This window comes from Brakhagea baltica, from assembly GCF_052161605.1.
Taxonomy (GTDB): Bacteria; Planctomycetota; Planctomycetia; order Pirellulales; family Pirellulaceae; genus JBKCUI01.
The window spans coordinates 897912-910164 of sequence record NZ_CP197409.1; the positions used below are offsets into that span (position 1 = coordinate 897912).

The 12253-nt window shown below is 51.4% G+C and carries 7 protein-coding genes; 6 read left to right on the forward strand and 1 reads right to left on the reverse strand.

Annotated elements, in window-relative coordinates; all coding sequences use genetic code 11:
* Nucleotide 1: 1 nt before the first annotated feature.
* Nucleotides 2-343, reverse strand: a complete 342-nt coding sequence (locus SH449x_RS03590) for a YciI family protein (RefSeq protein ID WP_482379949.1) — start codon at nucleotides 341-343, stop codon at nucleotides 2-4.
* A gap of 359 nt (nucleotides 344-702) precedes the next feature.
* Here SH449x_RS03590 and SH449x_RS03595 point away from each other — a divergent pair, with 359 nt between their 5' ends.
* From SH449x_RS03595 to SH449x_RS03620, 6 genes are all read left to right on the forward strand, one after another.
* Complete coding sequence (locus SH449x_RS03595) at nucleotides 703-1449, forward strand: hypothetical protein (RefSeq protein WP_482379950.1); 747 nt, start codon at nucleotides 703-705, stop codon at nucleotides 1447-1449.
* A 566-nt stretch (nucleotides 1450-2015) separates the two neighbouring features.
* Complete coding sequence (locus SH449x_RS03600) at nucleotides 2016-2279, forward strand: transposase (protein WP_482379951.1); 264 nt, start codon at nucleotides 2016-2018, stop codon at nucleotides 2277-2279.
* 606 nt (nucleotides 2280-2885) lie between these two features.
* Nucleotides 2886-3236, forward strand: a complete 351-nt coding sequence (locus SH449x_RS03605) for a hypothetical protein (RefSeq protein WP_482379952.1) — start codon at nucleotides 2886-2888, stop codon at nucleotides 3234-3236.
* 216 nt (nucleotides 3237-3452) lie between these two features.
* Nucleotides 3453-8138, forward strand: coding sequence for a DUF4011 domain-containing protein (locus tag SH449x_RS03610; RefSeq protein WP_482379953.1), 4686 nt, complete (start codon nucleotides 3453-3455; stop codon nucleotides 8136-8138).
* A gap of 479 nt (nucleotides 8139-8617) precedes the next feature.
* Entirely contained in the window at nucleotides 8618-9994 is a 1377-nt protein-coding gene (locus SH449x_RS03615; protein WP_482379954.1) for a putative collagen-binding domain-containing protein, read from the forward strand.
* A 343-nt stretch (nucleotides 9995-10337) separates the two neighbouring features.
* Nucleotides 10338-11921, forward strand: coding sequence for an alkaline phosphatase D family protein (locus SH449x_RS03620; protein ID WP_482379955.1), 1584 nt, complete (start codon nucleotides 10338-10340; stop codon nucleotides 11919-11921).
* Nucleotides 11922-12253: the final 332 nt, after the last annotated feature.

Genomic DNA, 12253 nt, shown 5'->3' on the forward strand with positions numbered 1-12253 from the left:
ACTAGTTGTACTCGGCCAGTTGGCGAATCTCGATCACACCTCCGATCGAAGCGATTGGGCAATGCTTGGCAATTTCCACCGCCTCATCATAAGAATTGGCTGAAACCACCGAGTATCCTCCGATCATTTCTTTGGCCTCGACATAAGGGCCATCCGCGACAACTCCGCCGGGTTGCAGGACGCGACCTGTCGGCAGCAGACCATCGCCACCGTCGACAATCTTTCCTTCAAATTGCTTGAACCACCCATCCCACAATTGCAGGAACGCCTGCATCTCTTCGGGCGACGGCTGGGGTTGTTGGGGGTCAGCGGAATCACGGTAAATCAACAAATACTTGGCCATTCGCTACTCCTAGGCGAAACAAAGGAAAAAACGGAAAATCAAAGGCCAACCACCGACCTGCCGAGGGTCTCGACGTGTGCCTTTAGTATAACGACGAACTCGGATCCCCATTCCGGACACGGAAAAATAAAAATCCTCGATTCTCCGGTCCAGGCCTGATATCATCGCCACTTGGGACGATACCGAGATCGCTAGGCGATGGTTGATGCTGTGCCCTAAACGCAAGAAACCCGACCACACCCCGGAGGAGCCCAACGAACACGAACTCGATTCCATTCGAACTTCCCCCGAGAAGGTGAAGGAAATCCGATTACGGCTCAGCGATGTATCGTGGTGGATTCGGCTTCTGAGCCAGAAGATTGCTCAGAGAGCCAACAAGGGCCGATGGCGAGGTCGGGAAATTTTGGCAGGCTCGTTACAAAGCGGTTCGGATTCTCGACGAGACAGCACTCTTGGCTTGCGCTGCTTATGTGGACCTGAATCCGATTCGGGCTGCGATCGCCGAGACGCTTGAACAAAGCGATTACACGTCGATTCAGCGACGGATCGAGGATTTAACGGCACAAGCAGGAAGAAACGAAGTTGCCTCCGGTTCTAGCGAAGTCACTCTGACCGAGGCACCGGTCAACGAAAATGTTCCAAGCAAACCCGCCGAGGCGACGATCGATAGTGCGAGTTCGTCCCGTTCGCCGGATTTGCCAGGACACACCCGTTCTGCATTCCTTGCCCCGGTGTTTTTGGGACGCAGCGACGAGGACCTTGGGGCGTGCCCCAGCGCGACCGGATACCGAGCCAGCGATAAAGGCTTCTTGGGTTTGAGTTTGGCTGGGTATGTGGAGTTGCTGGACTGGACAGCAAAGCGATTGGTAAGAGGGAAGCGAGGCACGACACCAGCAGATGCCGCTCCCATTTTCCAGCAACTAGGTTTGACGGAAGAGGTATGGGTCGAGTTGGTGCGGGACTTTGGCAAGCTGTTTAGTGCGGTGACTGGCAAACCGCGAGTGATTGATTCGACCAGGAGTCGGCAAAGGAAACAGCGTTACAACACCCGCCCGCGGACACGCAGGAACATTCTAGGGACACAGCATTTAATTGATGGGGATTAATTTTTTTGGCAGCGGAGGGCGGGATTCTGGCATGGCCTGATTGCCTGCCTCGATTGATTTCGTCACGATCTTTGACATTAAGTCCCTACGGGACGAACGGTTTGAATGCCCCGTAGGGACAAAATGTCGGTAGAAACCCCAACCCATTTTTCCCGGCACTTTCCTGAGTCCTCATCCTGCCCGCAATGATTCCGACCTTAAGATATTCACACCGGCAGAGATGAGAGAAGCGCAAGGGGATTAATGATCAGCGGTTTTCCAGACAACTCTTGCGTCTCTCTCATCTCTCGCGGTGTAATCCTATGTTTTGAAGTGCGTTGGTGGGACTCAGACAGATTCGTGCCAAGCGGTCGGGCCTCGTCGCCTCGGCCACTACGGGGGGGCTGCGCCCAATTCTTTCTCGTGCCGAATAGTTGCGGATAAGACAACATGGTAAGACAACATGGGGACACAGCATGTTTGCAGGATTTCCGGATTTCAGTAACGTTAGCTACTAAAACACGCTGCCAGTCTATTTCCGGCTTACGGTCTATTTCCAGCTAACCGTGATCTCATCGGAGGTTCTTATGGCTCGCATTTCTCGCGTGGAAATCTTTGCACCGGATGAGGTGGCTATCGTCCATTGCGTCAATCGCACCGTCAGAATATGCTTCCTGCTAGGAGAGGATCCCGTTACCGGTAAGAACTTCGACCATCGCAACGCGAGGATGGAGATCGAACTCCGAAATCTGGCGAAATCCATGGGAATCGATCTGCTCGGCTATTCGATTCTTTCTAACCACTATCACCTGATTCTCCATTTTGGGCGGAGCGAAAACCAAAATTGTTGACCTCCTAGGATGGCTCCCCACAATAATGTCACCAATGGTAGGAGGGCTGGGATAATCATAAGTTCAGTCGGATACAATGTACAATGTTGCGGAAAACACAGACTTTGCAATCATGACATCGACTAGACTGCGTGCGGCGAAACGATTGAGCCCAAAAGGTAATTGCCTTCTAATTCTTCGTTATAGATTCCTATTCTCAATCTGTTTGATTGCGTTTGCGGTCTGCGCAAATGGAAAAAGGGAGGCTCGACTCGCCGTCCCGAAGAGAGGAACACTAATCTTACACTTGCCCACTTCGCCGTTATGGAGAAATCCAAGCCCACCCGAGAGTCTAGCCTTTTCGCGACATTTCTCGATTCCAAAACCGATTGGTTGCTTCACGTCGTATATTATTGCGCCTGTGGACTCACTATTGCTGCTATCGTGAGTCTTGGAACATGGGTACTACTAGGAGGATGGGGGCCTCCGGTACCATGGCTGTTTGGAATGCTTGGTCTATTAATTGGTGGATGCGTTGGGTGTGTTCGCATTCCCGAGCTCGCTTCGGTATAGTTACAATACAAGGAATGTGCAACGGATCGGATGCTTTTCGTTTTGGAAGACAACATGCTGACCCAAGAACAGAAATCCACCGCGATGGCTGGTGCCTGCTTCGCGCTACGATTTCTAGCGGAACCAGAGAATCGAGAAAATGCACGCGTACAGATGGCTGGGTTTTCGGACGCCGCGATCTTCCATCGGTGGATGACCCTTTCTTGGACCTTGCGAGAACCAGAAGCTATCGCGTTTCTGGACTCTCACCAACTTTCTTTGCTCGAAGAGTTCAACACGGTCTTTGACTCAATACCTTGGGTCCCAATCGAAACGAGTCCGTTCATAAGCGACACATCAGACGCCGAACTCCGCCGACTTGTGCCAGTAGCAGTAGCGTTGTTAAGATCACTCGAGAGCCAGTGAGGCTCGCTGCCGAAAAAACCTCCCGCACATATTACCTAAAACGACATCTCTCCGCAGGCACTCTAAATGGGAGCCAATTCGAAAAGATGAAGGTATCTGTTCTCTATTTCATGGAATCATTCAAGTTGATTGGCTACAGAATAACGTCGAGCGATTTGCTCGACGTCCACCATGTCAACTTTGACCGTGTCAACTTTGTGCCAATTGGGTTCCTGAATGAGCTTGCTGTCTGTTCTCGAGAAAACCCGTCGCGATCTACTCGACCTGTCGACTAGAAATCGACTGATCCATACGTCTGTCGATGCGGATCGCTCGAATGGCATATTAATATCTGAACAAGAACCGGATTCGCTGTTCCTCCGATTGGTTCGACAAACGAAAACCTTCACCTTTGATTCCGTCGTAGAAAACAGTGCTTCCCCGGCAACCGAGCCATCCGACGTTAGCTTAAAAACGCTCTTCTCTCGCAACAAACTTCGTGAACGGCTATTGAAGTGCTTTTTCGAAGCTCGTACCGCCGAAGAAGAACAAGGGAGTAGCATTCTCTATCTGGCACTCGGATTTCTTCAATGGCGAGAAGTCGGCCCGTCGACAACCGATCGATTCGCTCCCCTCCTACTGGTTCCCGTAGACCTCTATCGAGATAACGCCAATAGCCAATTTCGACTGAAATTCCGTGACGACGAGATGGTGACCAATCTCTCGATCCAAGCTCGCCTGCTCCAAGATTTTGGGATTCGATTCCCCGATTTACCCGAGTCCTTGATGGACGATGATGACTGGACTCCCTCAAAGTATTTTAAAGAGGTCACAAAATCGATTCGAGGCCAATCGACTTGGCGTGTCCGAACCAATGAGGTTCTGCTTGGCTTCTTTTCCTTTTCTAAGTTCCTCATGTTCCGAGACTTGTCTCCAGAAGCATGGCCCAAAAACGCTCGCTTGGAAAAGAATAAACTATTGCGATCGTTGCTTGTTGATGGTTTTCGAGAAAGCTCGGGTCCTGGATTGCCAATCGACGGAACGCTCGATAAGCAACTCAATCCTGCCGATTGTATCCATGTGACGGATGCCGACTCTTCGCAAGCAGCTGTCATACACGAGATCGCGCAAGGGCGGAATTTGCTTGTCCAGGGACCGCCTGGAACCGGTAAGTCGCAAACGATCACCAATGCGATCGCCGCTGCCGTCCATGCTGGTAAACGGGTCCTTTTTGTTTCGGAAAAAATGGCGGCGCTCGAAGTTGTGAAGCGAAGACTCGACACCCTGGGCTTGGGACCGATTACCCTCGAGCTTCATTCCCATAAAACACGCAAACATGAGATCTTAGAGAACCTCAAATCGACACTAGAGGTAGGAGCGCCCACCACATCAAAATCGGTTCCGGTCGATGAGCTGCGCAAAGCAGTGGTGCAATTAAAGGAACAATCATCACTTTTCCATGAACCCATCACACCGTCGGGGGTTTCACCCTACCGAGCGATGGCGGAGCTCGTTCGACTCCGCGCTGCTCAATGTCCGACACTCCAGTGCTATTCCAACGAAGCAATGCGATGGAACGATTCGGAATTCCAAGCTCGACGTCAAATTGCGGTTGAACTCGACAAGCTCATGCAACAATCTCCATTCACCAACGCTTGGGCTGGCGTACGTTGTAAACCGATGCTACCTGCCGAAGTCGAACGGCTCTGCAAGACGCTACGAGAGGTTCAGCCTGCGCTTCGCGAATTGATCGAGTCCAGTCGTGAGCTCGCAAAACAACTAGGAGTCGACGCACCACCACACTCTGCGGGCACATCAGAACTCGCAGAACTGGCCCAGTATATGGTCAACTGCCCTGAAGGGGTGGACCGCTACCAATTGACGAACGCCCGGTGGGATAGTGAGCACAAATTCGTTGAGAAGTCGCTCGATACCATCGACAGGCTTCGCACATTGCGCTCTTGGCTAAGCGAACGCGTCACGGACGCAGCATTGCGCATGGATTGGATCGGTCCACGGCAGTCGATCGCTGCCCATGGAACGAATATGACGAGGTTTCTTTTTGCCGATTATCGCAAAGCCTTGTTTCTTATGAGAGGCTCAGCCAAAGGCAAGATACCAACGTCGCAATCGGAGCGAATGCAATGGCTCGATGCGATTCTGGAGTACCAGAGTACACTCGAACAACTAGAGCGTGATTCGGAACGTTGTAGAAGCTTGCTCGGTACCGCATTTGATGGAATCGAGACACCCATCGATGCAGCCAGAGAAATTGTTCAGTGGATCCGCGATGGTGCATCGATTCCGGCAGTTCGGCATTTTGGCCGCGTACTGGTAGCTAGGCTTGTGGATGCGAAAACCGTTGCTCGCCTGCTACCCATCCTCGCAAAAAACTCGCAGGAAGTTGAGTGTCGTTTTACGGAAATCGTAAAGCAATTGAAGCTCCACTTGCCAACCGCATTTCATACCGAATGCCCCCTACATATCCCGCTAAATGCATGGATGGAACGGATTGATGATTGGCTAGAGCAGTCGGACCAGTTGAGTCACTATCTCGCTGTGCGCTCGCGTCTGGATCGACTATCCGATGCGGGGCTACGACGATTCGCGACCGAGGTAGATAATGGTTCGATCCAGCCTGGTCGAATCACCGACAATTTAGACTCATTGCGTTACAACGCAGTGCTCGCCGAAGCTTGGCGACGGCATCCGGAACTCGGTGAGTTTCAAGGAGCGACCTATGAAGAACTCAGAGCACGATTCGCAAAATTGGACCATGATCGAATTCTGATGAGCCGCTGGGAAGTAGCCAAAGCTCACTTTGATAATCTTCCGTGCGCGGCGGCCGATAGTGGACAAGTGGGAATCCTGCGGCGTGAAATCAACAAGAAGCGTCGCCATATTCCGATTCGTCGATTGCTTCGGGAAGCGGGACAGGCTATCCAAAAAATAAAGCCTGTTTTTATGATGAGTCCACTTTCTATTGCTCAGTATCTCGAACCTGGAGCCGTGGAATTCGATTTGCTGGTCATCGATGAGGCGAGCCAAATTCAGCCTGTCGATGCGTTGGGGGCTATTGCACGATGCAAACAACTCGTCGTCGTTGGAGACCAGCGACAATTGCCTCCGACAATCTTTTTCGGACGTGAAATGGGTGAATCCGAGGACTTTCACTACAATGACCAAGATGCAGACAGTGCAGGGGATGTAGAAAGCATTCTAGGCTTGTGTGAATCCCAAGGGATGGCAACGAGAATGCTGACCTGGCATTATCGCAGCAAACATGAATCGTTGATCGCGGTCAGCAATCAACGATTCTACGAGAACAAGCTCTTTATCGTCCCAAGTCCCATCGCCTCCGGTGATTCACTCGGGCTCAAGTTTCGTTTCGTCCCTGATGGCCGCTATGATCGTGGCGGTTCGCGAACAAACCGCCTGGAAGCGATCGCGATTGCCGAGGCCGTCATGCAGCACGCACGGAACAATGCTAAACTATCGCTCGGCGTCGTTGCGTTTAGTTCTGCACAACGAGATGCGATTCTGGACGAAGTCGAGCAAAGGCGGCGGGCTGAGCCAAAGCTCGAAGCGTTTTTTATGAGCGGAGGGCCAGCACCATTCTTCGTGAAAAGTCTCGAAAATGTCCAAGGGGATGAGCGCGATGTAATCTTGATTTCCGTAGGTTACGGTAAAGACGAAGATGGCAAACTCTCGCAGAATTTTGGCCCCCTCAATCGTGAGGGTGGAGAACGCCGGTTGAATGTTCTGATCAGTCGGGCAGCAGCTTGCTGCGAAGTCTATTCATCGATTCGGGCGTGCGACATTGATTTGACGCGAACCCCAAGTGCGGGCATTGAGGCATTGCATCATTTCTTAGCCTATGCAGAATCTGGAAGTCTACAATCCACGGTCGATACTCTTCCTACACGCGATGTATTCGAGAGTCATCTAGCTAACACACTTCGGTCGAAAGGCTACGAGGTTGTTGAACGAGTGGGAGTGGGTGGATTCCATATCGATCTAGGAATTAGTGATCCAGAAACACCGGGCCGCTTCCTGATGGGGATTGAATGTGATGGCCAGCAATACAGGACATCACCGTGGATCCGAGACCGCGATCGATTGCGACCGCAGATTTTGGAACTGCGAGGTTGGAAGATGCATCGCGTTTGGATAGCGGATTGGTTTCAAAATCCAGACCAACAAATGGAAATGATTCTTAAAGCGATCAAAAAAGCGAGATCGCAATGGAATGAGGTCGATCGATCGCAAGCTTCAGCTCCTCGCTCGCGCGCTGGTTCGAGAGCTGCAAACCGAAAGTCAGATAAACCATTCTGGACTAGATCGACTGTGGACGAGAGCTCGTTTGATTCCACGCGAGCGCTCGACTATACCGTAGCGGATTTCGTCATCAGCGAAGAGGAACTCGGAATCATGGATTTGACCGATCGGCAGCTTCAGAAAGCGATTCGTCAAATTGCGATCATCGAAGCACCGATTTCTATTGATGAAATTGGTCGGCGTCTTATCTCATTGCTTGGTAAGGGCCGCATGATCGCAGCGGTGCGAGATCGTATCGACGAAGCGATTGGCGTTCTGGCGGATCGTGGAAGCGTCGAAGTCCGCAAGGGCTTTTTGTATTTGCCTGACCAGGAAGTTTTCCCAGTTCGGAATCGCCGGTCCACCGAGATTTCGCAATTGCGAAAATTGGAAAACATAGCCCCCGAAGAGATACGTAGTGCCTTGATGCAAGTGGTCGCAGAGGGGATCGGAACAGAAGCTGTGGAAACCGTTGCATCAGCGACCCGTCTATTGGGAATTTCAAGCAGTCAAGCGGTTCAGGAGAGTTTACTTAAGACGCTTGCCTCATTGAAATCCAAATCTAAAGTCCGCGACCGAGATGGCAAACTCTTCATTGTTGCCTAAGCTCTCTGTCTCGCCCTGGGAGCAAGACGATAGGAATAGTCGCCGTTATTAAGATTGGCTTTTTCAAGCGTGAACCGCAGACGCCAGTTTGGTGAGGGACGGTAAGCTCAATCATACTGCTCGGACTGATTCCCATGTGTATGCTGGTCAGATTTTTTGTGGAATCTTCGAAGCGTTGCGACGAAAAATCGGATCCGTGCCCGCCTATAAGTGCCCGTCTGCACCGGACCGCGTGGGATTTGAATGGACCGTGCTAGTCGATTATGCGAACGCGTCGAACACGACGGCCACGCTTTCTCCTCGGACTTTTTTCGATGGTGCGATAATGCGATCAGTCAATGTTTCGCTCCGAGAGTGAACTCTTATTCGTGCGGTCTGGTTTCTCTTCAGGGAGGGGGGTAGACTATCGGCAACTCACACGGATAGCGTCTGAGAAATTACGCGGGCCGAAATAGTACTGGGGGTTAATGATGAGCAGCATGCACAATTCCAAACTAACAGTATTCGCATTCGTTGCTATGCTGTTGTATCAAGGCTTCGCGATACCAAGTGACATGAGTCGAAACCATCGTTACTTTGAGGATGCCATGGGCAATCCTGTCTTCCTGGTGGGCTACTATGGATGGGCCTCGGTGGCTCCGGGTTACTACATTGACCAACCCTCGAAATACGCCAACATGATCAACCAAGGAGTGCCCTACAAACTCAACTATCTCCGAATCAGTTTGGGGATCAATCGATTTACGAGCACAACGAATCCCCCAAGCTGGGATGGCAGACCAACTCCGATGCCGTTCAAGTACATCAACGATAAGGCGGATCTGAATCAATGGGACGATACCTTCTGGGACGGTCTCAAGTACCATTGTGAACTAGCCCGGGAAAAAGGCGTTTTCGTACATGTGTCGTTCTTCGACGGCGTGGCCTTACGCGGTGGAACGGAAGCTTATCGCTGGGCGGGTTCTTGCTGGAACGTTAACAATCAGACACGTAACTTTTTCGGAACTCTGGACAGCAATGTCAACGGCGATGCAGATGAGGATGGAGAGTTCTATAGGTTGGACGACTTTATCAACAATACCGGAGTGGGGCACTATCAGCGGCGATTAATCGAGAAGACCCTAGCGGAAACCTCTGCATACGACAATGTTTTTTACGAGATAGGCAACGAGTTGATAGGAGCCCCCTCGGCTTGGTACGAGGCCGTAACGAATTACGTCAAGGCTCGGACCAAAAAGCCGGTCACGCAGAGCGACGGGGTGCGGTCATCGAACACTGACGGTTGGGCGGACCACGGAGGTAACGATCCCGTGGCAATCAAGTCCAAAGTGGCTGCCGGAGTCGGGCATGGTTATCCATGGTGGGATGATCCGGACGGCTCCGAACTGGGAAATGGTACGGCGGATGACTTGCGCCGGGCCGCTTGGTATTCCTTCGCGGGAGGGGCTGCAGCCTGGGGCGGCTTCACCCACGATTTCTGGGACGGATTACCAGGCTTCGACGCGACCAAGGCGACCTATTACAGAAACCTCTTGCTGTTCATAGAGTCTTCAGGGGTCCGTTTTAGGGAAATGGTGCCAGCCCACAGCTTGATCAGCAATAACAACGTGAACTCTTGTATCGCGAACGTCGGATCGGAGTATATGGCTTACATTCTAAGCGACAGTAGCGCAACTTTGAATCTTGTCGAGCTTTCAGGCAACACCTACTACAAACTATATGACCCCAGGACGGGTGAATGGACCAAAGAGCAATCCGTAGAGGGTGGCGGTATCCGATCCTTCGATCGTCCGACCGGGGCGGAGGACTGGGTAATTCATGTTTATCTGCTTCCCCGTGCGGAACCCTCGTCGTGACAATATTGTTTTGCACGATTCCTTCCATGTAGCCCCGCGCGCATCCTTAACTTGGCGAGTCACGCAGGGTAGCAAGGCCTAAATCATGGAGCTTAAAAATTCTGGCAGACGGATTAGCGTCTATAAAAAATTTATGAAGAGCTTGCGAAGTCTGCTTTTCGTTCCTTGTTCGCTCCGATTATGTCAGATAAAACTCCAGGTGATATAGGGAATCTTCACTCCAACCAACACTGGTTGCTTGGTCTTCCCGATCAAAGTTATCACCGCTTTGCGGCATTAGATTTGTGGCATTAGATTAGTCACGCAAAAAAAGCAGAAACCGACTGTCCCAAGGAGTAAACCCATGTTTTCTTATGAGCAGATACAGAGTTCGATTAAGGACCAACAACTCAATCGCCGCTGGTTTATGGCTTATGCTGGGGCGCTTAGTTCGATTCCACTGCTAAGTCGGACCTCGTGGGCCAATCCGAATCCAACTTTTTCAAGCGATCCATTTACATTGGGAGTCGCATCTGGCGATCCTGATTCCTCAAGCATTGTGCTTTGGACGAGGCTTGCGCCAAAGCCGCTCGAAGTGGGCGGTGGGATGACCAAGGAGCCAGTTCGTGTGACTTGGCAAATTAGCTCGGACGATTCGATGACTAACGTCGTCGCGTCAGGTACTGCAGTGGCTGCGCCTCAGTTGGGCCATTCCGTACACGTGGAGGTACAAGGCCTGGAGCCAGACCGATGGTACTGGTTCCGATTCAGAGCGGGTGATGCTGAAAGCCCGATCGGTCGAACGCGAACCTTGCCCCCCTTCGACACCCTCTCAGACAGCCTAAAGTTCTCGGTAACGAGTTGCCAGAACTTTGAACAGGGGTTGTTTACTGCTTACGAACAGATGGCTAAAGACGATCTCGATCTCGTTTTCCATCTAGGTGATTATATTTACGAATATGCCGCCGGAAGGAACGGTAAAGTGCGAACACACATCGGGGCCGAAATCGAATCTCTCGATGACTACCGAGTTCGCCATTCTCAGTACCGATCCGATCCATTCTTGCATGGCATGCACGCTCTGTGTCCGTGGGTTGTGACTTGGGACGATCATGAGTTCGATAACAACTATGCTGGTGACATCTCCGAGGAGCAAGGCATCGATCCAGTCGAGTTTTTGGTCCGACGAGCCAACGCCTATCAAGCGTACTATGAGATGATGCCACTAAGAGCTCGTTCTCTTCCAAGCGGTTGCGACATGTTGATGTACCGAGGTGTCCAATTCGGTCGATTGGCTCAGTTCCTTGTTCTGGATACGCGTCAATATCGTTCCGATCAGCCTAACAATGACAAACGCTCACCGCTTAACGAAGCCGCCACTTCCAGCAAGCAAACCATGCTGGGTGTAACGCAACGAAACTGGATGTATCGCGAATTGATCCAGTCCCAATCACAGTGGAACGTGCTTGCTCAACAAGTCATGATGGCTATGGTTGGTCTCTCCAAGGAGGGCGATGCACTTTACTCGATGGATCAATGGCCTGGATATACGCACGAACGAAAAGCCATCGTCAAGTTCATGCAGGAGCGATCTATTTCCAACCCTGTCGTGCTCACGGGTGACATTCACTCCAACTGGGCAAACGAACTCCGTGTCGATGATCGCGTAGTCGATAACCCTGTCGTAGCGAGCGAATTTGTCGCCACATCGTTGTCTAGCGGTGGCAATGGTAAACGTGAACCAGTCTACTTAGGTGACTTGCTTTCTAAAAATCCAGGTGTGAAGTTTCACAATGAAGAGCGAGGTTACATTAGATGCCACGTTACACCCAAGTCGTGGCAATCCGATTACGTCGTAGTGAGTGACGTCACGCAACCGGGTGGCAAATGCGAAACTTACAAGTCTTTTGTAGTCGAAAACGGTAGCCCCACAATTCAGAACGCGTAAGCTTGTTTGGTTAAGCCTCCTTCTTGGGTTGAGAGTTCGTGGGGCAGGATCATGAAGACGAGCCGCACCACGGACTCTATGGGGACTTGTTCTCGCAACCGAAATTCACAAAGAGGACCAAATCCTTCCGTTCTTTCTCCCTTCGTCCCGCTTTGGGACGAAGGGCTAGGGATTGTGGGAAGCGTTATCTTGCGCCGAAGACGATTTTTAGAAAAAAGTGAAAAACAGTTTGAGTCGTCTCCACCGCGCCTGTACATTTCACCTACACTTTATAGTTGTACACTAAAAGGGGACGGAGACATGGCCAAGTAGGAGATCGCTCCGCTGATTGA